This is a genomic window from Bacillus sp. FSL W8-0848 (assembly GCF_038007805.1).
Taxonomy (GTDB): Bacteria; Bacillota; Bacilli; order Bacillales; family Bacillaceae; genus Bacillus; species Bacillus glycinifermentans.
On sequence record NZ_JBBOYB010000002.1, the window covers coordinates 208,749 to 229,512 of the forward strand.

Sequence of the window (20,764 nt, forward strand, 5' to 3'; positions counted from 1 at the left end):
ATGTCTAAAATAGCTTTTATCGGAGCGGGAAGCACGATCTTTGCGAAAAACGTATTGGGAGACTGCCTGATGGTTCCTGCCCTCGACGGGTTTGAATTTGCTTTGTACGACATCGATCCACGGCGCTTGAAAGAGTCAAAGGATATGCTTGAACATTTAAGGAACCGCTACAATGAAACGATTTCGATTCGCGCCTACGATGATCGGAAGGAAGCGCTGGCCGGGGCGAAATATATCATCAATGCGATTCAGGTCGGCGGCTATAAACCGAGCACCGTCATCGATTTTGAGATTCCGAAAAAATACGGGCTGAAACAGACGATTGCAGATACGGTCGGAATCGGCGGGGTTTTCAGGGCGCTCAGGACGATCCCCGTTTTATTGGAGATGGCGAAGGATATCGAAAGCGTCGCTCCAGACGCGTGGTTTTTGAATTATACAAATCCTATGGCTTCCCTGACCGGCGCGATGCTTCGCTATACAGATGTGAAAACGGTCGGCCTGTGCCACAGCGTTCAAGTATGTACAAAAGATCTGTTTGAGTCGCTCGGCATGGAGCATGACGGAATCGAAGAAAAAATCGCCGGCATCAATCACATGGCATGGCTGCTCGAAGTCAAAAAAGACGGCGAGGACTTATATCCGGAGATCAAAAAAAGAGCGAAGGAAAAGCAGAAAACAAAGCACGGCGATATGGTCAGATTTGAGCTGATGGATAAATTCGGCTACTATGTGACAGAATCATCCGAACATAATGCCGAATACCATCCTTATTTTATCAAAAGCAAATATCCGGATCTCATTGAAGCGCTCAACATCCCGATTGACGAGTATTTGAGGAGATGCCAAGAACAGATCAAACGCTGGGAAGAGATGCGCGGCGAGATCGTCGGCAATCAGAATTTGACGCACGAGCGGTCGAAGGAGTACAGTTCAAGAATAATCGAAGCGATGGAAACGAATCGTCCGTTCACATTCGGCGGGAACGTATTGAATAAAGGGCTGATTACAAACCTTCCGGAAAAGGCAGTCGTCGAAGTGACCTGTGTGGCGGAGAAAAACCGGATTACCCCGTGCATCGCAGGCGAGCTGCCTGAGCAGCTTGCGGCTTTAAACCGCACAAATATTAACACACAGCTCTTGACGATTGAAGCTGCAATGACGAAAAAGAAAGAGCACATCTATCAGGCTGCATTGCTCGATCCTCACACGGCGTCGGAACTGTCGATCGATGATATCGTCAATATGTGTGACGAGCTGATCGAGGCTCATGGCGACTGGCTGCCGGCGTTTCGATAGGCATAAAAAAACCGGAACGAAAGGGTTATCCTGATCTGCACCCTGTCAAGTAGACAGTGGAAATAACTAAAACACACTAGACGGCTTTAGCCCTGTATTCCACTGGGCTGAGGCCGTTTAGTTTTTCTTGTAGACGATCGTGGTTGTAAAAGTGGATATATTCATCAATTGCGCTTTGAAGTGCCTCAAATGTCTCGTACGAATTCCGTCTGTATTTCTCGCATTTTAATTTCCCCCAAAACGACTCAATGGGGCCGTTATCAATACAGCGGCCGACGCGGGACATACTCTGTGTCATATTTGCGTTTTCAATCATCCTTCTAAACTGGTGGGACGTGTATTGAAAACCTCTGTCGCTGTGAAGGAGAGGACGTGCGTTTGGGGCTGCCTCAAGCGCTTGGTTCAAGGTTTTAAACACAAGGGCGTTATTATTGGATTTCCCCAGCACATAAGACACGACCATTCCCTCATGAAGATCTAAAATGGCACTGAGGTACGCTTTCCGATGGCCGTATTTTAGCTCTGTCACATCAGTCACCCATTTTTGATTTGGTTTGTCCGCTTTAAACTCTCGATTCAGGATATTTTCGGACACATGTTGAGGCGTCGCTTTGCCGTAACGTTTTTTCTTCCGCCGAATGACACACTCCAGCTTGGCAATTTTCATCAGCCGATAGATGCGCTTATGATTGAGGCGCTCTTTAAAGCGGCGGTTCATGTTTAAGGTCATTCTGCGGTATCCGTAGATACCGCCAATTTGTTCGTGAAGTAGCGCCATTTTGGCGATAATCTTTTCATTCTGTTTTTCTCTCGCTGAAGGTACTCGGCTCCTCCATTTGTAATACCCCTGGCGCGAAACTTCGGCAATCTCACATAACATTTGGACAGAAAAGCCTTCTTTTCGATTCAGCTCTAAAATGGCGAGATATCGATCTTCGTACCGAACCTGACTTAGAACCGCCTCCTTTTGATCTCTTCCAACTTTTTTAAGAACGCATTCTCTGCGCGCAAACGCTCATTTTCCTGTTCCAGCCGTTTGTTTTCCCGTTGAATTTTTTCTTCAGGTGTCAGTTCTTCTTCGGTTTTGCGTTTTCCCCGTGTATCTTTTAAGGCTTCTTCTCCACCTTCTTGATACTTTTTCACCCATTGATACACCTGTTGGTAGGAGACTTGATGAATCTCCATTGATCTGGCGTAGTCCTTTCCATGAGCTAGACAATCCTTCGCAATCTCAATCCGTTCTTCCAATGAAACGTTCTTCCGTTTGGTCATCAAACGATTCCTTCCTCTCCCGCTGTCTTTTAACGTTTTATGACCATTATAAAGCTCAACCCACTTCATGAGTACGGATTTACTGGAAATCTTATATTTTCTCGAGATTTCTCTTTGAGAGTAGCGTCCGGATAAGAAGTCTTTCACGGCATTGTATTTTAATTCTGCGGGATAGAACTTATGGCGCTTTGAACGTTCCAAACTCTCCACACCCGCCATATCATGCGATGTTCTCCATTCACGAATCGTTTCGGCATGAATGCCATATTTTTCTGCGATCTCCTTCACCGAATTATTGCCCTGATCACATTCTGATAGAATATTCAATTTTTCTTCTTTTGAAAACCATTTTCCAGCCATGAAAAAACTCCCCCAAGGCAAACAGATTTTTTTATTTCATCTGTCTACCTTTAGGGGAGCATATCATCCCTCAGTTCCGGCTTTTTTTATATGCGGGTGCGCCGTTTTTTCCGATCTGTGATGCAGCAGCCGAAAGAAAGGCGGCATCATGGCAATGACGAGCACGACCCTTAACACTTGCACAGCGACAACAAATGTCGAATCGGCATGAAGGGTAACGGATGTTGTCGCCATTTCTGCAATTCCTCCTGGTGAAAAAGCCAATATGGCCGTCGTCAACGAAATGCCGGCCACATGGGCAGTCACGACGGCGCTCGCGATCATTGCGATGATCAGGCCGACGGAGCCGAGGAAGGCGACGGTAAGCGTTTTGCTTACGCCGATGAACATTTCCTTATGAATTTTCGAGCCGATCGTTGCGCCGAGGCAGATTTGCGACAGAACCGAAAACCCGTGGGGCCACCATGCGGTCAGGCTGTAGCCGGCCAGGGAGCTCCCGGCGATTTGAACGGCGGCGACGCCTATCATGCTTCCGAGCAGCCATGGCGCGGGAAATTTTAACCGTTTCGCCGCTTTACAGGCAAAAAAAGCGGCGAGTGTAAAGACGGCTGTCCACATCACGTATTCTGCTCCGAATTCGGATGTACCGGCGGCAAGCATCTGGTGTGTGACAGCATGCGAATCCGGATATTTAGAATGAATGAAAAAGACGAAAAAAGGAATCGTCATGACAACCAAAAGCACCCGGATCGTCTGCACAAGGCTGACGATAGCCGTGTTGGCTCCCACTTCCTGTGCAATGCCGGGCATGGCGGAAAGTCCGCCGGGCGCAGTCCCTACAAAACTCGTCATCATATCCGCATTGCTGAACCGCCATAATACAAATCCGGAGAGCATTGCGAAAATGACGGAAAGGATCAGCATCACCCCGACAAAGAGCCAGTTTTCTTTGAAAATTAAAATCACGGACATATTCATTTTCTGGCCGAGCTCAATGCCCAATAACATTTGCCCGAAACTGAGCCACCCTTTATGAATGCCGTGTTGGCTGACCGCTTCTTTCAGCGGAGCCGGCCGAAACAATGACAGACAGGCGGCAGCCGTCATTGTGCCGACCATCCACCCGATCGTCATCCCCGTTAATGAGAGCAGAAACCCCCCGAGGCTGCTGATGAATATCATTATGATATCCCGAAGGAAATCATTTTTTATTCTCAATGAAAACCCTTCTTCCTATATACTACGATAGCCTTTTTGTTCACTTGGTAAAGTATTAATCTATTTATAACTATAATATAATTTTAACGATTGGTAAAATACGAATTTATTTAAAAGATTAATAAGAAAAACTGATCAAAGGAAAAAGAATCGTTCAGGAACATATCAGGAAGAATGTGTGAATACAATAGATTAGATTCGATCACAAACTAGAGGTGAATTCATTGAAACACGCCCAGGAATCATTCACCAGAGTTAAATCGTACCGTCCTTTCCACAGCGCTTTTGATCCGTGCCCCCCAATCGGCAAAAGATATTACCGGACCCCGCCGAATTTGTATTTAGGCTTTCAGCCCCGCGGTCTTCCGCAGTTTTCTCCGATGGAGGCGCTGCAAAAAGGGACGCTTTGGCCCGTGTTTTACGACCCTTATGAAAATCCTTATGAGATAGGAGGTAAGGGAGGATGACACACACTTTGCCGCAAGACTATTATCAAAGGCTTCATGAGATTCAGGCGGTTGATTTTGTCATTGTCGAGCTCATGCTGTACCTTGATACACATCCGGATGATATGGATGCAATTAAACAATACAATCAGTATGCGGCATATTCCAAAAAGCTGAAAGCAAAGTTCGTATCAAAATACGGCCCTCTCACGCAGGGGGACCCCGATCATACGACATCGTACTGGAGCTGGAAACAAAGTCCTTGGCCATGGCAAGTTTAAAGAAGGAAGGGAGTCAGGTTCATGTGGCTGTATGAGAAAAAACTGCAGTACCCCGTGAAAGTGAGGGAATGCAATCCGCGGCTGGCCAAATATTTAATCGAACAGTACGGCGGAGCGGACGGCGAATTGGCGGCTGCGCTCCGCTATTTGAATCAGCGCTACAGCATTCCTGATAAGGTTGTCGGCCTTCTGACAGACATCGGCACAGAAGAATTCGCCCATTTGGAAATGATTGCGACGATGGTATACAAATTAACGAAAGACGCGACGCCTGAGCAGCTGAGGGACGCGGGCCTCGGCGATCATTACGCAGATCATGACAAAGCCCTGTTTTATCATAATGCGGCAGGTGTTCCGTTCACAGCTACATATATTCAGGCAAAAGGCGACCCGATTGCAGATTTATATGAAGACATTGCGGCTGAAGAAAAAGCGAGAGCGACCTACCAATGGCTGATTGACATGTCGGATGATCCTGATTTAAATGACGGGCTGGCTTTTTTAAGAGAGCGGGAAATCGTTCATTCCCAGCGGTTCCGCGAAGCCGTCGAAATCTTAAAGGAAGAGCGCGACCGAAAAAAAGTGTTTTAGCTCATGCATTAAAGCCGAAAATACCATGTAAGGCTTTTGTTCATGGTATTTTCGGCTTTTTTCAATTCAACTATTTCACCGCGTGCAACGCCTCTTTTGCCCAATCTCTCAAAATGTACTTTTGCACTTTGCCGGAGGCGGTCAGCGGATATTCATCGAGATGAAATACATATTCAGGAATCTTATAATAGGAAAGCTGGCCTTTGCAAAATGCCCTGACATCTTCAAGCGTCAGCTTTTTGCCAGGTTTGCATTTAATGAAAGCGGCTGTTTTTTCCCCGTATTTCTCATCCGGAACGCCGACGATCTGTACATCGACAATATCTTCGTGCTCGTAAAGGAATTCTTCAATTTCCCTCGGGTAAATGTTTTCCCCGCCGCGGACGATCATATCTTTCAGACGTCCTGTAATTCTGACGTAACCGTCCTCATCCATTTCCGCGAGATCGCCTGTATGGAGCCAGCCGTCTTTATCGATGGCCTTTTTCGTGGCTTCCTCCATTTTGTAATATCCCTTCATGACGAGATATCCTCTTGTACACAGTTCACCCTGCTCATCGGGGCCGAGCGTTTCGCCCGTTTCAGGGTCGACGATTTTGATTTCTACATGGGGGTGCACTTTGCCGACTGTTTCGACGCGGCGCTCAATCGTATCAGTAATCGTCGTCTGAGTAATGACGGGAGAAGACTCTGTCTGTCCGTATGCGATTGTGATATCCGTCAGATTCATCTGTTTCATGACTTTTTTCATGACTTCTTTCGGACACGGAGACCCTGCCATGATCCCGGTCCGCAATGAAGTAAGGTCATAGTCGGAAAAATTAGGGTGCGAAAGCTCGGCGATAAACATTGTCGGCACGCCTTGCAGACCTGTGCACCTTTCTTTTTCGACCGTTTGCAGCACCGTTTCCGGCTTGAACTCGATGATCGGCAGCATAGCCGCGCCGACCGACACACAGGCAAGCGTACTTAACACACAGCCGAAGCAATGGAAAAGCGGGACCGGGATGCATAATCTATCCTCGCTCCCCAGCCCCATCCTGGCAGCGACGATCGCGGCATTGTTGACGATATTATTGTGCGTCAGCATCACGCCTTTCGGAAATCCGGTCGTTCCAGACGTATACTGCATATTAATGACGTCTTCGTGTGATAAAGACCACTCTCTTTCAAAAAGGGCGTCATCAGAGATCAGGCTGCCTTTTTTGGTAACGTCTGCAAATGAGATCATCTTTTCCGGTGCGTCCCCGCGTCCAAGATAGACGAGGCGTTCGAGCTTTGGCAGGTTTTTCGGATCTTTCGTAATCGATTGAATCATATCAATGTAGGAAGTGCCTTTATAGCCGTCCATCAAAAAGAGGGTGGTCGAATCCGAATGTTCCAGCAAATATTCAAGCTCTCTTGCCTGATAGCTCGTGTTGACGGTGACGAGCACGGCGCCGATTCTCGCGGTTGCAAACTGCAGGAGAATCCATTCCGGAATATTCGATGCCCAGATGGCGACATGCTCTCCTTTTTGGATGCCGAGCGCCATCAAACCTTTTGCAATTTTCCCCGTTTCTTCATAGAGCTCCTGATACGAATATCGCAAATCCAACTCGGAATAGACGACTGCTTCATGATGCGGAAACCGGTCTGCGGCTGACTTCAGCAGGCTTCCGATCGTTTGTTTTTTTAATGTATCCATAATGCCTCCTCATGTTCAAGAAGAATAATGATTTTATTATAGCACTTTGTTCTAGTACCAGGTACTATAAAGGCTGATTTTCTCCTTTTATTCAGATGCTCAATCGCGAAGCATTGGGCGATCCCTTCCGGAGCGACAACCGCACCTGCAGACAGGAAGAGAACGGCGCCTCCGAAGCCGATGGAGACCAATACGCCCAAATAAGGCCCGATTGCCCGGGAAATATCCCAATGCAGCCCGTAAAATGCAAAATACCTGCTGAGCATTTGATGAGGTGCGATCCTTGAGACGAACGTTTGAATGTGATTGAGCAGCAGGCTTTCCCCGGCGGTAAAAAGGATGATCATCAAACAGCCAGAAGGAAGAAAAAGCAAAGCCTACGACGAAATCGCATAGAAGCCGTAAGAAAACATAAAAATCGCTTTCATATCCAGCTTTTTCGTCCATTTCACGAGCGGGAATTGCAGGATGATGCTAAGCAGGGCGTGGCAGACTGGGAAAGCAGCCAGAATAAATATCTTTAAAAAGATCATTCAAATAAAGGCGGTAGTTTGTTTCAAGCTGTGCATAAAGCAGGCTGACAGGAATCGGTAACAGCATCAGAAGCAGGACGGGGCGGTGCTGGATGTACCTGCCCTGAACGGAAACCGGTTTTTCTTGTCGAAAAATCTCTTTTTTGCTTTTTGACGGATAAGCTTCCGGCAGCCTAAAATAAACGGCAAGCCAATAAAGAAAAAGTGTGCATGCCTGAAAACCGAAGATCACGACGGACTGATACGAATAGACGGCAAGCCCGGCGGCGGGGCCGATCGCCAGGCCGAAGCCTTCTGGATGCGCAGCACGGCAAACACCTCCCCCCGCTTTCCGCATCCTTCTGAGCCTGAAACGAAATGCCGTTTTATAAAAGGTATGGCCGGTCTTAAGTGAAGAACGGGCTGTTCATTTTCTTTTTCAAAAATACAGGAAATAGGCGGTCCTGGGAAAGCAATTTTCGCCGCAAATGATAAACGTGCCCGGAATCCGTCATGCGTCCAGCGGCGTTAACCCGGCAGCATGTTGATTCGGGTCTGACATACATTAAAGAATGACCTCCTGTTTATACTAAATCTCGGGAGGTAAACCGACTTATGATGAATATTTGGATAACTGGACTTTTATTATTGGCTCAGCCTGCAGAGTCTTCAGACAGCTTAACGATCACACAGCGAGGGCAGACGATTGAAAATGTTAACCGCGAGGACTTTACATTACCACTTCCCGGCACTCCAATTATCGACGGGGGAAAATACCGTTCATTCATTGATAAGCTTGATCGAAAAATTTACCGGGCTCCTGTAAACGCCGTCATCAATGATTATGGAAAAATCGTCCCCGGTAAAGTAGGCTACAGACTTTATCGACATGCGTTTAAGGAACAGTTTTATTCCTATTTCTTCGGCAATGGCCCTTCGAAAGTAGAAGTGCCTGAATTGAACATTTACCCGAAGGTTGACAGCGAGCTGCTTGCCCATATCCGGGTGCAGCAGATCGGTCAATACGTGACTTATTTTAATTCCGGCAATAAAAGCCGTTCACACAATATTTCTCTTGCTGCCAAAGCGATTGACAACCACGTTGTTTTTCCAAATGAGACGTTCTCATTTAACGAGGTTGTCGGGCAGAGGACTAAGAACAAGGGATACATGAGCGCTCCAATTATCGTCAGAGGTGAATTGTCTGAAGGAATCGGCGGAGGAATCTGCCAAGTATCATCAACGCTGTATAATGCCGTCGACCGCGCGGGGCTAAAAATCGTCCAGCGCTATTCCCACAGCAGGCGCGTTCCTTATGTTCCGCGCGGACGCGATGCCACGGTAAGCTGGAACGGACCCGACTTCCGCTTTCAAAACAAATATAACCAGCCGGTCTTGATCAGGGCGAAACGATATGGAGGGAGCATGGTTGTCACGCTTTATTCTTCAGATGTGATCAATAACGAAATTCGAAACGTTCCAAAGGCCCCGTCCCGGCTGCCAAAAGAAATTAATACAGAACAGTAAACGGCCCCCTTTTCACTTGTCCTTCGCGGGCAGTGTGATGACAAATTCGCTTCCTTTCGGATATCTGCCTTTCACCGTTATTGTGCCGCCATGATGTTCGACGATTTCCTTTACGATGGCAAGTCCCATTCCGGTTCCGCCGGTTTGTCTAGATCTTGATTTATCGATGCGGTAAAACCGTTCAAAAATAAGCCCGCGCTCTTCTTCGGGAATTCCACAGCCCTCGTCGGCCACCGTTATGATGATGTTACCTTTCGATTTTAAGGCTGTAACGGCGACTTTCGTATCAGGCTCGGCATAATGCCGGGCGTTATTCAGCAGATTTGTGATCACTTGGGAGAAGCGCTTTTCGTCAAGCGATGCATATAAATCCTTCGGGGCGTAGAAGGAAAGGCTGATACGTTTTTCGGAATAGGCGATTTGCGACTTCTGTACTTCCTTTGCTATAAACGTGTGCAGGTGAACCGGCTCCTTTCTGATCGTAAAGCTCGGCTGCTTCATCTTCGTCAGCAAAAAGACATCATCGACAAGGCGGGCAAGATTATCCGTCTCTTCTTTAATAATGGACAAATATTTATTTCTGGATTTTTCGTCAAGCCCATTCCTCATTGAAATATCAGCATAGCCTTTTATATATGTGATCGGTGTCCTCAATTCGTGGGCTACGCCGGATAAAAAGTCGTTCCGTTCCTTTTGCAGCCGGTTCAGGCCGGAGGAGAGGTTTTCGATCGATGCGGCGAGTTCTCCAAGCTCATCAGTCCTTTTCATATCGAGTGAAATATCGTTTCTGCCGTTGATGATGTTTTCGGTCGTTTTTTTCAGCTTGATGATCGGCTTTGTCAAAAAACGGCTGAATAAAAAAATCGCGATTAGCGTAAAAATGCCGGTTAAGCCAAAGCTGATGATAAAACGCTCAGTAATGCTCTGTACCAAAGCTTGGATGGAGGAAGTCTCCAAAAACATAAACACATAGCCGGACGTTTTTTCGCCTTTCATGATGGGGCTGATGGTACAGATATATTTCGATGTATTTAAATGGTTCGACAGGGCGATGCCGGCTCTTGGTATGTTTTTTTGTTCAACATGAAGGTGCTCTTTTATGTCGCCGGGGACGGACTGTGCGAGCACGCGCCTGTTTTTGTCGGTGATGATGACGTTCGTCTCAGCTTCGGTTTCCATAAGGGCGACGTGTTCAATCGTCCTTTGATCAAAGTGCTTTTCCAAGACGTCCCTGTGGCTGTTTCCCCTTTTTTGAAGGGCCTGAACTTCTTCGTTGATTCTTGTATCGACAATCGATGAATACAACGTGACAAACAGGACGGATTCGATGATGAGGGTGAATATGAAAAATGCCCCTGCGAGTTTAAATGAAATGCTTTTCATCATGCCTGATTCCTTTGCTTGTCCATTTATAGCCGACGCCGTACACGGTCTGAAGGTAATCGTGCACGGGGAAGCCGGCTTTTTTCAAACGGTTTCGCAAGTTTTTCATATGTGAATCGATTGTCCGTGTATCAATATCGGCGTTAAACCCCCAGATTTTTTCGATCAATTGGTCTCGTGCGAGCACCTGATCCTGATGGTTCAGCAGGACGCCGAGCAGTTCGAATTCGCTCGGCGTGATCTCTGTTTCCCGGTTACTGACGCGGAGCGTATGCTTTTCTTTATTCCAAATTAAATTAAGAAAACGAATTTCGATCTGTCTCTCCGTTCGCCTTAAGACAGCTTCTATTCTGGCAAGCAGCACTTTTTCGCTGAACGGCTTTGTTAAATAATCGTCGGCGCCGCCGGTCAACCCCCTGACGATGTCTTCCTGTCCGCTTTTTGCGGTGAGCATGATAATCGGTACATTTGTGAGTTTTCTGATTTCCGCGCAGGTTGTCCAGCCGTCCATTTCAGGCATCATCACGTCAAGGATGACCAGGTCAAATGCACGCTGTTCGATCAAAGCGAGCGCTTCTTTTCCGGAGGATGCTTTCGAACATGTGTAGTTTTCCAAATACAGCTCAAGCAAATCAAGCATCCGGATTTCGTCATCTATCAATAAGACATTCAATGCTTTAGCACCTCTTTGCTAGCTTTAGTGAAAATAAGACTGCTACATTTTAAAAATATACCCTATAAGGGTATATTGATCAAGTTATTGAAAAGGGTCGCGGGCGGGCTGTTTTGTCAGAAAATACAAAAACCAGACCGCATGGTTTTGCTCATCGGCGGCTGCCCGTTTGAAAGCCTGTTTTACCGTTTTGTCCCGGGTATAGTCGGCAATGTTCAAATAGAAATCGACCGTTTCCTGTTCGTCTTTAAATGCGAATTCCAAGCCCGTTTTGTATTGATCAGGGCATGGCTCCGTTATTTTGATATCCGGTTTTCTGCCGGCTATGGACATGAAAAGATTGATAAATGTATTGAAATGGCGGATTTCGTCCTGCCTGATCTCCAATATCTGCTTTTTTATATCGGGAGTTGCCGCCATTTGCGCGAGTTTTTGATAACAAATAACTGCGCTGTGCTCTCCGTTTACCGCCTTTTCGATATCCTTGATCAGCCTGTCGTGCTGTCTGACGGGATAAAACGTCTGAACGTGCCACATCATGCTCACCTCGCTTTTTTTTAGCGTCTTGCCTTGCCAGTATATGAGCGGAAACCGCTGCACGTGTTTGCCGAAAAAAGTGTCAATTATGTCACATCTCCCGAATCTATTTTAAAAACATGGAGTTTGACGTAAAATGGTTGTTAGCGCCAAAGTACATACCTCAAATTGGAGTGAAATTGATGAAAAAGACGCTTTTACTGGTAATGACGATGCTTTTGGCATTTGCGCTTTTCGGCTGTCAGGCCGGAAAGGATGCTTCAGGGAAAGATCAGTCTGAAGACGTTCAGCTGACCGTTTCCGCGGCTGCGAGCCTGAAAGACGTATTGACGGAGCTTTCGTCTGAATATAAGAAGGATCATCCGAATGTCACCGTCAAGTTTAACTTCGGTTCATCAGGGGCCCTTCAGCAACAGATCGAACAGGGAGCTCCGGCCGACTTGTTTTTTTCGGCTGCACAAGACAAATTTGATAGATTGGTTGAACAAGGATTGATTTCAAAAAGCGATTCAGTCAACTTGCTTGAAAATTCGCTGGTGCTGATCGTTCCGAAAGAGAAAGCCAAGCAGGTCAAAAGCTTTGAAGACCTGACGAAAAGCGGCGTCGATAAGCTTGCGGTCGGGAAGCCTGAATCCGTTCCCGCCGGAAAATATGCAAAGGAGACGCTGACAAGCCTTCATTTGTGGTCTAAGGTTCAATCTAAAATCGTTTACGGAAAAGATGTCAGACAAGTGCTTTCCTATGTTGAAACTGGCAATGCGGATGCAGGCGCCGTCTACCGGACGGATGCTCTTACCTCCGATCAGGTGAAGGCAGTAGAAACCGCCGCTTCTGATCTTCACACTCCGATCGTTTATCCGCTCGGAATCGTAAAAAATACGAAGCATAGAGAGCAGGCTGAGCAGTTCTACAAATTTTTGCAAAGCGACGAGTCCGTTAAAAAAATGGAAAAGTACGGGTTTAAGAAAGGCTGATCGCCGGGATGCTTGAGGAATTTCTTTCCCCGATCAAGATTTCTGTCCAAGTGACGATTGCGGCTGGGATCATCGCCGTCCTGTTTGGCACTGCTGCGGCAAGATTAATGGCGCGTAAGCGATTTAAAGGCAAATCCGTCGTCGAGACGGTCTTGATGCTGCCGCTTGTCCTTCCGCCGACTGTCGTCGGATTCTTTTTAATCGTAATATTCGGAAGACAGAGCGTGATCGGCCGCCTGATTGAACACGTGTTCCATGCGCCTGTTATATTTACCTGGTGGGCGGCGGTGATCGCGGCGGCTGTCGTTGCTTTTCCGCTAATGTACCAGTCGGCGAAGGCGGGCTTTTTGGGTGTTGACCGGGAGATCGAAGATGCCGCAAGAGTTGACGGTGCAAAAGAATGGCAGGTGTTTTTATTCGTCACCCTTCCAATGGCGTCAAATGCAGTGATGACAGGGAGTGTTCTCAGCTTTGCCAGGGCGCTCGGCGAATTTGGCGCGACGCTGATGTTTGCCGGGATTATTCCGGGTGTGACGGAGACGGTTCCAACGGCGATCTATTTGTCGATTGATTCGGGGAATATGACGCTGGCGTGGCTGTGGGTCGCCTCGATTGCGGTTATCTCGTTCTTCATGCTGTTTTTTGTGCAGTTTAAGCAAAAATAGCCGTATGGGACAGTTCTCATACGGTTTTTTCCAGTTTTGCAGAATGGTTATTTTGGCGATGATTCGATAGAATAGAAAGGAAATGAACAAAGAAAGGAGACGGACGTAATGGGAGCAGTCTTTTTATCAGGCAGGTCCGGGAGTGGGAAAACGACCTTCATCTTGGATGACATCAGAGAAAAGCTTCGCCATGACCCGCTCGGGAAACCGATCATTTTTCTAGTCCCGGATCAGATGACGTTTTTAATGGAATATGAGCTTAGTAAAACTCCCGATTTGGGCGGGACGATCCGCGCCCAGGTTTACAGTTTTTCAAGGCTTGCCTGGCGAATCCTCCAGCATACGGGAGGGATGAATCGTCCGTTTCTGACGGGGACGGGCATTCAAATGCTTCTTCGCAAATTGATCGAAGAGCATAAGAGCGAGTTTAAAGTTTACCAGAATGCAAGCGATAAAAGCGGATTTACGGAGCAGGTCGAACGGATGCTGACCGAGTTTAAACGGCACTGCCTGCCGCCTGAGGGCATTCGCGAGATCATGCAGGGAAGCGGGGCATCGGAATATGAGGAGGAACGGATTCTTTCCGACAAGCTCCATGACCTCTACATTTTATACAGCAGGATGGAAGAAGCTCTCGAGCATCAATACGTTCAGTCAGAAGATTATTTGACGCTTTTGGCGGAGCAGATTCCGCACGCCGCAGAGATCAGGGACGCTTCGATTTATGTGGACGGTTTTCATCAATTCACCCCGCAGGAGATGCGCGTTCTTGAACAGCTGATGGCGCATGCCCGGGAGATTACGTTTTCTTTGACTGTGGACGAACCTTTCGCCCACCATGCACCGCATGATCTGCATCTGTTCCGGATGACGGGAAAGGCGTATTTCGATCTTTGCCAAAAGGCGCGGGAGCTCGGCCTCGACTTGTCAGAGGTCCGGATGGAAGGGGCGAAACGGCACAGCCATGCCCCTGAACTTGAACACTTGGAACGGCAGTTTGATGAACGGCCGGCAAAACCGTATACGGGAACATCGGAGTCTTTTTGCCTCATGCAGGCGGCAAACCGGAGAACCGAAATCGAAGGGATCGCGAGGGAAATTCATTCCCTGGTGCATAGCGGCAGATTCAGGCTGAAAGATATCGCGGTCATCGCCCGCAATCTCGAAGATTATAAAGATACGATAAAAGAAGTGTTTACGGATTACGAACTTTCTTTTTTCATAGACGGAAAAGAGTCCATGCAGAATCATCCGCTGATCGAACTGATCCGTTCAACCCTTGATATCATCAAAAGCAACTGGCGATATGAAGCGGTGTTCCGCTGCATCAAAACAGAGCTTTTATTCCCGATGGATGAGCCGAGGGAGCGGGTGCGGGATCAGATCGACCAGCTCGAAAACTATTGCATTGCCTATGGGATTAAAGGCGAGAGATGGACGAGCAAAGACCCGTTTACATACCGCAGATACGCCTCATTGGATGACGACTTTGCCAAGACCGACCGGGAGATTGAGACAGAAAATATGCTCAATGACTTAAGGAGCTGGATCGTACCGCCAGTCCACCGGCTGCAAAAACGCTTGAAAAAAGCGGGATCAGTCAGGGAAATGGCTGAAGCCGTTTATCTTTATCTGGAAGAAGCGGACGTTCCGATGAAGCTGGAACAGGAACGGCAGCTTGCCGAAGAAAGCGGCCGGATCGCGGAATCAAGACAGCATGATCAAGTATGGGACGCAGTCATTCAATTGCTGGACGAGTTTGTGGAAATGATGGGAGACGAGCGCATATCGTTTTCCTTGTTTCAGCAAATGGTCGAAACCGGTTTGGAGTCTTTAACATTCTCGCTGATTCCGCCCGCTCTTGATCAAGTATTTATCGGGAATATGGATTTATCTAGAATGTACGGGACGAAATGCACGTTCCTCATCGGGGTGAACGACGGCATTCTTCCCGCAAGGCCGGCAGATGACGGGGTTTTGACAGATGACGACAGAGAGTGGCTGAGACGAAACGGTGTCCAGCTTGCAGCAACGGGCAGAGAGCAGCTGCTTGACGAGCATTTTCTGATCTATATGGCGCTCTCAAGCCCGTCAGACAAGCTTTATGTTTCATATCCGATCGCGGATGCCGAAGGAAAGACGCTGCTTCCTTCAACTGTTGTGAAACGATTGGACGAGCTGTTTCCAAGTAGCGGAGAAAAGGTGCTTGTCAATGAACCGGAACAGCTTGACGATGAAGAACAGCTCGAATTTCTCGTCAATAAAAGCACGGCGTTAAGCTATTTGACAGGACAGCTTGGTATATGGGCGAGGCAGTATGCAATCAGTGATGTCTGGTGGAGCACATACAACTTTTTGATGGATGAGCCGGACCGCGGCTTTTCGAAAAATATTCTGTCCAGCTTGTTTTTCCGGAACAAGGTGCACAGGCTCACCGAGCGCGTGAGCCGGGATTTGTACGGAGAGAACATCCAGGGGAGCGTGTCGCGGATGGAGACGTATAAAGCCTGTCCGTTCTCCCATTTTGCTTCCCACGGCTTAAAGCTGAAGGAACGCCAATTTTTCAAGCTTGAAGCGCCTGATATCGGCCAGCTGTTTCATTCCGCGCTGAAGCTGATTTCAGACCGACTTCATGAACTGAAGCTTGATTGGCGGGATCTGACGAAGGAGCAATGCGATACATTGTCGAGCGATGCCGTGGAGCGGCTTGCGCCAAGGCTGCAAAAAGAGATATTGCTCAGTTCGAACCGCCACCACTATGTCAAGCAAAAGCTGCAAAAAATCATTGCAAGGGTGTCCGGCATTTTAAGCGAGCATGCAAAAGCGAGCGGATTTGCTCCCGTCGGGCTGGAGCTGGGATTCGGCGGCAACGGACCGCTTCCTCCGATGCGGTTCACCCTTAAGAACGGGTGCACAATGGAGCTTGTCGGCCGGATTGACAGGGTCGATAAAGCCGAAAGCTCAAAAGGTCTGCTGCTTCGAATCGTCGATTACAAATCGAGCGATAAAGGCCTCGACTTAGCCGAAGTGTACTACGGCCTAGCCCTGCAGATGCTGACATACCTCGATTTGTCGATCACGTATTCGGCCGAATGGCTCGGGATGAAGGCATCGCCGGCCGGGGTTCTTTATTTTCACGTGCACGACCCGATGATTCAGGCCTCCGTGCCGCTCAGCCTTGATGAGATCGAAAAGGAAATATTCAAGAAGTTTAAGATGAAAGGGCTCCTGTTAGGGGACCGGGAAGCGATCAAGCTGATGGACACCGCCCTTGAACAGGGCAGGTCCGACATCATCAGCGCCGGCTTGAAGAAGGACGGTTCTCTGCGTTCGGATTCGGATGTTGTCACGGAAGATGACTTTCATTTGTTAAGGCGCCACGTCCGCCGGACGTTTCAAAAAGCAGGCGAGGAGATTACAGACGGCAATGTGTCGATCGAGCCTTATAAATTAAAGGACAGAACCCCTTGCACATACTGCGCTTTCAAATCTTTCTGCCAGTTTGACGAATCGCTTGAAGAGAATGAATATCGCGTATTGAAGCCGGAAAAAGACAATGTCATATTGGAATGGCTGAAAAAGGAGGATGAGGCAGATGGAAACGGCTAAGCCGAAAAACAGCACATGGACGGACGACCAATGGAAAGCGATCGTCTCATCCGGCCGGGATATTTTGGTCGCCGCTGCGGCGGGCTCCGGAAAAACGGCCGTCCTTGTCGAGCGGATCATCCGAAAGATTACGGCAGAGGAAAATCCGATCGATGTCGACCGGCTGCTCGTCGTCACCTTTACGAATGCATCGGCGGCGGAGATGAAACACCGGATCGGTGAAGCGCTTGAGAAAAAGCTCGCCGAAAACCCCGGCTCCCTTCATTTGCGCAGGCAGCTTTCCTTGCTGAACAGGGCGAGCATTTCGACATTGCATTCTTTTTGTCTTCAGGTCGTCCGCAAGTATTATTATATGATCGACGTTGATCCGGCTTTTCGGATCGCCGATCAGACAGAAGGCGAGCTGCTCGGCGATGAGGTCCTTGACGAGCTGTTTGAAGAAGAATATCAAAAAGGCGACCCGGCTTTTTTTGAGCTGGTGGACAGATATACGACAGACCGCCACGATCTCGATTTGCAGTACCTTATCAAACGGGTTTACGAGTTTTCCCGCTCACATCCCGACCCGGAAGCGTGGCTTGAAAAATTTATGGACCTGTACGACGCAGATCCCGGCGCGAAGATCGAGTCGCTGCCGTTTTATTCCTACATCAGGGAAGATATCGCGCTTGTGTTGAACAGTGTGCGGGAAAAGCTGACCCGCGCGCTTGAGCTGACAAAACGGCCGGGGGGGCCGGCTCCGCGCGCTGAAAACTTTCTCGACGATTTGGCGCAGATCGACAAGCTGCTTGAGCATCAGGATGATTTTGAGGCCCTTTATGAGCTTGTGCCGGCTGTTTCGTTTCAGCGGGCCAAACCGTGCAAAGGGGATGATTTCGATCCGTCTTTAATCGACGAAGCGACAGACCTTCGGAACAGTGCAAAAAAAATGCTTGAAAAGCTGAAAGGCGACTATTTCACCCGAACGCCGGAGCAGCATTTGGAGAGTTTGAAGGAGATGAAGCCCGTCATCAGGACGCTTGTCCAGCTCGTCGCAGAGTTCGGCAGACGCTATAGAGCGGCGAAGAAAGAAAAAGCCATCGTCGACTTCTCCGATCTTGAGCACGACTGCCTGGCGATTTTGACAAAGAAAAACGAAGGCGGGACAACGGAGCCGAGCGAAGCTGCGGCCTATTACCGGCACTTGTTCCACGAAGTGCTCGTCGATGAGTATCAGGATACAAACCTTGTACAGGAGGCGATTTTAAAGCTTGTCGCCAAGGAGGAGCACGAAGGAAACCTTTTTATGGTGGGCGATGTCAAGCAGTCGATCTACCGTTTCCGGCTGGCTGAGCCGCTTTTGTTTCTTTCGAAATACAAGCGGTTCACAGATGACGGTTCAGGCGCCGGACAGAAAATCGATTTGAACAAAAACTTCAGAAGCCGGTCCGACATTTTGGATAGCACCAATTTTTTGTTTAAACAGCTGATGGGGGAGAAGGTCGGCGAGGTTGTCTATGACGAACAAGCCGAATTAAAGCTCGGCGCATCGTATCCTCCCAATGAGAGCACAAAAACAGAGGTGCTGATCATTGAAAATGGGGAAGATGCGGCTGATGAAGAGGCAGAAGAGCTTGAAACGGTTCAGCTTGAGGCAAGGGCTGTCGCCGGACGGGTCAGAGAGCTGATTTCCGGCAAATTTCAAGTGTATGACGGCAAAACGAAAACGACAAGAAACATCCAGTACCGCGACATCGTGATTTTGCTGCGCTCCATGCCGTGGGCGCCGCAATTCATGGACGAGTTCAAGCAGCAGGGGATTCCGGTATACGCGAATCTGTCTACCGGATATTTCGAAGCGACAGAAGTAGCCGTTACGCTTTCACTGCTTAAAGTCATCGACAATGCCTACCAGGATATTCCGCTTGCATCCGTCCTCAGGTCACCGATTGTCGGCCTTGATGAAAACGAACTGTCCCTGATCAGAATCCGGGATAAAAAAGCGCCGTTCTATGAAGCGCTGAAGGCGTATATGGCGTCAGCGGACAGGGATGATCCGCTTTATGAAAAGCTTGCCCGCTTTGACGGGTTCCTGAAGAAGTGGAGGGCATACGCAAAAAACCATTCCGTGGCAGAGCTGATATGGGAAGTTTACCGCGATACGAAATATATCGATTATGTCGGCGGAATGCCGGGCGGAAAGCAGCGGCAAGCCAATTTGCGCGCGCTCTATGACAGGGCGAGATCGTACGAATCGACCTCCTTCCGCGGATTGTTCCGCTTTTTGCGATTTATTGAACGGATGCAGGAGCGGGGCGATGACCTCGGAACGGCGCGGGCTTTGAGCGAACAGGAAGACGTCGTCCGCCTGATGACGATCCATTCGAGCAAAGGCCTTGAATTTCCCGTCGTATTCACGGCGGGCCTCGGCCGGAATTTCAATATGATGGATCTCAACAAATCGTATCTGCTTGATAAAGAGCTCGGGTTCGGGACGAAATTTATCCATCCGAAATGGCGCATCAGCTATCCGACGCTGCCGCTTGTGGCGATGAAGAAAAAAATGCGGCGCGAGCTTTTATCAGAAGAGCTCCGCGTCTTGTATGTCGCTCTCACCCGTGCAAAGGAAAAACTCTTTTTGGTCGGAACGGCGAAAGACAAGGACAAGCTTTTGGCAAAATGGCGGACCTCCGCCTCCCATGCCGAATGGCTGCTTCCTGATTTCGAACGCTTTCAGGCGAAATCGTATCTCGATTTTATCGGCCCAGCTTTAATGCGGCACAGGGATATGGCAGACGGTGATCTGAATTTGCCGAATGATGACATCCGTCAGCATCCGTCCCGTTTTACGATCAGCTGGATATCAGCAGGAGAGCTGCAGGCCGAAGATAGAGCGCAGACTGAAGAAGAAAAACACGAACGGCTGTCACTGGTAAAAAAAGGGCTGCCGATCGATGGGGCTTTCGATTATGAAAAAGAAGTCCGCGAACGGCTGACATGGTCGTATCCTTTCCGGGATGCGTCACAGGTCCGCACAAAACAGTCTGTCTCCGAAATCAAGAGACAGAAGGAGTACGAGGATGAGTACGGCGACCGTTCATTGATTCGTCCGGCAAATGAAACTTTGCTGTTCAGAAGACCCTCTTTCATGATGGCAAAAGGGCTGACCGCCGCTGAGCGGGGAACGGCAATGCATACAGTCATGCAGCATCTTCCGCTCACTCGCGTCCCCGAAAAGGATGAGCTCGGCCGTCTGCTGGACAGGCTTATCGAAAAAGAGCTTCTAACGGAAGAGCAACGCGCAGCTATCGAAGAAGATGACATTCTCGCGTTTTTTGATACGGATATAGGCGGAAAACTGCTTGGCGCCCGCCGGGTTGAGCGGGAAGTGCCCTTCAACATGACGCTGCCTGCACGAGAGGTTTATCCAGGCTTCAAGACTGCCGATGACCCCGTCTTAATTCAAGGGATTATCGACTGCTTGTTCGAAACCGATGACGGCTTTTATTTGCTTGACTACAAAACCGACCGGATACACGGCAAATTTCAAAACGGCTTTGAAGGAGCGGAGCCGATTTTACGAAAACGCTACGAGACGCAGATCAACCTTTACGCCCGGGCTGTCGAAACGATGCTTAAGACGCCTCTGAGAGGAAAGGCTCTTTACTTTTTCGACGGCGGGCACGTGATCCTGTTTTGATGAATGGTTACCTTCCCCCAGCTTTCCGAGCGGGGGAAGTTTTGATAAAAA

General features: G+C 48.6%; 17 protein-coding genes. 9 read left to right on the forward strand and 8 right to left on the reverse strand.

Annotated elements, in window-relative coordinates; all coding sequences use genetic code 11:
- Window positions 1-1,299 (forward strand): alpha-glucosidase/alpha-galactosidase, encoded by a 1,299-nt coding sequence (locus tag NSQ39_RS21825; protein ID WP_046131302.1) that lies wholly within the window; start codon window positions 1-3, stop codon window positions 1,297-1,299.
- 76 nt (window positions 1,300-1,375) lie between these two features.
- On the opposite strand, the gene NSQ39_RS21830 is transcribed toward NSQ39_RS21825, so the two are convergent.
- Window positions 1,376-2,931 (reverse strand): IS3 family transposase gene (locus NSQ39_RS21830; protein ID WP_341014364.1). Its coding sequence is split into 2 segments (ribosomal slippage): window positions 1,376-2,274 and window positions 2,274-2,931, totalling 1,557 coding nucleotides; the frame shifts between segments, so codons are not numbered across the junction.
- A 63-nt stretch (window positions 2,932-2,994) separates the two neighbouring features.
- Window positions 2,995-4,149, reverse strand: coding sequence for an AbrB family transcriptional regulator (locus NSQ39_RS21835; RefSeq protein WP_046131301.1), 1,155 nt, complete (start codon window positions 4,147-4,149; stop codon window positions 2,995-2,997).
- 224 nt (window positions 4,150-4,373) lie between these two features.
- Here NSQ39_RS21835 and NSQ39_RS21840 point away from each other — a divergent pair, with 224 nt between their 5' ends.
- Genes NSQ39_RS21840 through cotJC form a run of 3 tightly spaced genes read left to right on the forward strand, consistent with a single transcriptional unit; the run spans window position 4,374 to window position 5,467 of the window.
- A complete protein-coding gene (locus NSQ39_RS21840) occupies window positions 4,374-4,616 on the forward strand; it encodes a spore coat associated protein CotJA (protein WP_046131300.1) in 243 nt (80 codons plus the stop codon).
- Window positions 4,613-4,876, forward strand: a complete 264-nt coding sequence (locus NSQ39_RS21845) for a spore coat protein CotJB (RefSeq protein ID WP_046131299.1) — start codon at window positions 4,613-4,615, stop codon at window positions 4,874-4,876. The genes NSQ39_RS21840 and NSQ39_RS21845 overlap by 4 nt, the downstream gene beginning before the upstream one ends.
- Window positions 4,877-4,897: 21 nt before the next feature.
- Window positions 4,898-5,467 carry a spore coat protein CotJC gene (gene cotJC / locus NSQ39_RS21850; RefSeq protein WP_046131298.1) on the forward strand — a complete coding sequence of 190 codons (570 nt, stop codon included), beginning with the start codon at window positions 4,898-4,900 and terminating at the stop codon, window positions 5,465-5,467.
- 70 nt (window positions 5,468-5,537) lie between these two features.
- Here cotJC and NSQ39_RS21855 read toward each other — a convergent pair whose 3' ends face one another.
- The 3 genes from NSQ39_RS21855 to NSQ39_RS21865 all read right to left on the reverse strand — a co-directional run bounded on the left by NSQ39_RS21855 (window position 5,538) and on the right by NSQ39_RS21865 (window position 8,024).
- Window positions 5,538-7,154, reverse strand: a complete 1,617-nt coding sequence (locus tag NSQ39_RS21855; protein ID WP_046131297.1) for an AMP-binding protein — start codon at window positions 7,152-7,154, stop codon at window positions 5,538-5,540.
- Window positions 7,142-7,501 (reverse strand): hypothetical protein, encoded by a 360-nt coding sequence (locus NSQ39_RS21860; RefSeq protein WP_231592706.1) that lies wholly within the window; start codon window positions 7,499-7,501, stop codon window positions 7,142-7,144. The genes NSQ39_RS21855 and NSQ39_RS21860 overlap by 13 nt, the downstream gene beginning before the upstream one ends.
- A gap of 127 nt (window positions 7,502-7,628) precedes the next feature.
- Window positions 7,629-8,024 carry a hypothetical protein gene (locus NSQ39_RS21865; RefSeq protein ID WP_236809685.1) on the reverse strand — a complete coding sequence of 132 codons (396 nt, stop codon included), beginning with the start codon at window positions 8,022-8,024 and terminating at the stop codon, window positions 7,629-7,631.
- Window positions 8,025-8,281: 257 nt separating this feature from the next.
- Between NSQ39_RS21865 and NSQ39_RS21870 the strand changes: the two genes are divergently transcribed.
- Entirely contained in the window at window positions 8,282-9,193 is a 912-nt protein-coding gene (locus tag NSQ39_RS21870) for a VanW family protein (RefSeq protein WP_046131296.1), read from the forward strand.
- A gap of 12 nt (window positions 9,194-9,205) precedes the next feature.
- On the opposite strand, the gene NSQ39_RS21875 is transcribed toward NSQ39_RS21870, so the two are convergent.
- From NSQ39_RS21875 to NSQ39_RS21885, 3 genes are all read right to left on the reverse strand, one after another.
- Window positions 9,206-10,576, reverse strand: a complete 1,371-nt coding sequence (locus NSQ39_RS21875; protein WP_046131295.1) for a sensor histidine kinase — start codon at window positions 10,574-10,576, stop codon at window positions 9,206-9,208.
- Window positions 10,557-11,249, reverse strand: coding sequence for a response regulator transcription factor (locus NSQ39_RS21880; protein ID WP_175076192.1), 693 nt, complete (start codon window positions 11,247-11,249; stop codon window positions 10,557-10,559). Before NSQ39_RS21880 ends, NSQ39_RS21875 begins: the two co-directional genes overlap by 20 nt.
- Before the next feature lie 84 nt (window positions 11,250-11,333).
- Complete coding sequence (locus tag NSQ39_RS21885) at window positions 11,334-11,786, reverse strand: ferritin-like domain-containing protein (protein ID WP_046131323.1); 453 nt, start codon at window positions 11,784-11,786, stop codon at window positions 11,334-11,336.
- A 182-nt stretch (window positions 11,787-11,968) separates the two neighbouring features.
- On the opposite strand from NSQ39_RS21885, the gene modA reads away from it, so the two are divergent.
- The 4 genes from modA to addA all read left to right on the forward strand — a co-directional run bounded on the left by modA (window position 11,969) and on the right by addA (window position 20,713).
- The gene (modA, locus tag NSQ39_RS21890; RefSeq protein WP_046131294.1) at window positions 11,969-12,760 is read left to right on the forward strand and encodes a molybdate ABC transporter substrate-binding protein; all 792 of its coding nucleotides are present in this window, start codon (window positions 11,969-11,971) and stop codon (window positions 12,758-12,760) included.
- Between the two features lie 8 nt (window positions 12,761-12,768).
- Window positions 12,769-13,425 (forward strand): molybdate ABC transporter permease subunit, encoded by a 657-nt coding sequence (modB, locus tag NSQ39_RS21895; RefSeq protein ID WP_046131293.1) that lies wholly within the window; start codon window positions 12,769-12,771, stop codon window positions 13,423-13,425.
- Window positions 13,426-13,533: 108 nt separating this feature from the next.
- Window positions 13,534-17,034, forward strand: a complete 3,501-nt coding sequence (gene addB, locus NSQ39_RS21900) for a helicase-exonuclease AddAB subunit AddB (protein WP_046131292.1) — start codon at window positions 13,534-13,536, stop codon at window positions 17,032-17,034.
- Entirely contained in the window at window positions 17,021-20,713 is a 3,693-nt protein-coding gene (addA, locus tag NSQ39_RS21905) for a helicase-exonuclease AddAB subunit AddA (RefSeq protein ID WP_175076191.1), read from the forward strand. The genes addB and addA overlap by 14 nt, the downstream gene beginning before the upstream one ends.
- Window positions 20,714-20,764: the final 51 nt, after the last annotated feature.

What these genes read in the sequence shown, in the direction of transcription:
- NSQ39_RS21860 (WP_231592706.1), bottom strand. Translation starts at nt 7,501, where the DNA reads ATGATCATCCTTTTTACCGCCGGGGAAAGCCTGCTGCTCAATCACATT.
- addB (WP_046131292.1), top strand. Translation starts at nt 13,534, where the DNA reads ATGGGAGCAGTCTTTTTATCAGGCAGGTCCGGGAGTGGGAAAACGACC.
- NSQ39_RS21855 (WP_046131297.1), bottom strand. Translation starts at nt 7,154, where the DNA reads ATGGATACATTAAAAAAACAAACGATCGGAAGCCTGCTGAAGTCAGCC.
- modA (WP_046131294.1), top strand. Translation starts at nt 11,969, where the DNA reads ATGAAAAAGACGCTTTTACTGGTAATGACGATGCTTTTGGCATTTGCG.
- addA (WP_175076191.1), top strand. Translation starts at nt 17,021, where the DNA reads ATGGAAACGGCTAAGCCGAAAAACAGCACATGGACGGACGACCAATGG.
- NSQ39_RS21875 (WP_046131295.1), bottom strand. Translation starts at nt 10,576, where the DNA reads ATGAAAAGCATTTCATTTAAACTCGCAGGGGCATTTTTCATATTCACC.
- NSQ39_RS21845 (WP_046131299.1), top strand. Translation starts at nt 4,613, where the DNA reads ATGACACACACTTTGCCGCAAGACTATTATCAAAGGCTTCATGAGATT.
- NSQ39_RS21885 (WP_046131323.1), bottom strand. Translation starts at nt 11,786, where the DNA reads ATGTGGCACGTTCAGACGTTTTATCCCGTCAGACAGCACGACAGGCTG.
- modB (WP_046131293.1), top strand. Translation starts at nt 12,769, where the DNA reads ATGCTTGAGGAATTTCTTTCCCCGATCAAGATTTCTGTCCAAGTGACG.
- cotJC (WP_046131298.1), top strand. Translation starts at nt 4,898, where the DNA reads ATGTGGCTGTATGAGAAAAAACTGCAGTACCCCGTGAAAGTGAGGGAA.
- NSQ39_RS21865 (WP_236809685.1), bottom strand. Translation starts at nt 8,024, where the DNA reads ATGCGGAAAGCGGGGGGAGGTGTTTGCCGTGCTGCGCATCCAGAAGGC.
- NSQ39_RS21825 (WP_046131302.1), top strand. Translation starts at nt 1, where the DNA reads ATGTCTAAAATAGCTTTTATCGGAGCGGGAAGCACGATCTTTGCGAAA.
- NSQ39_RS21870 (WP_046131296.1), top strand. Translation starts at nt 8,282, where the DNA reads ATGATGAATATTTGGATAACTGGACTTTTATTATTGGCTCAGCCTGCA.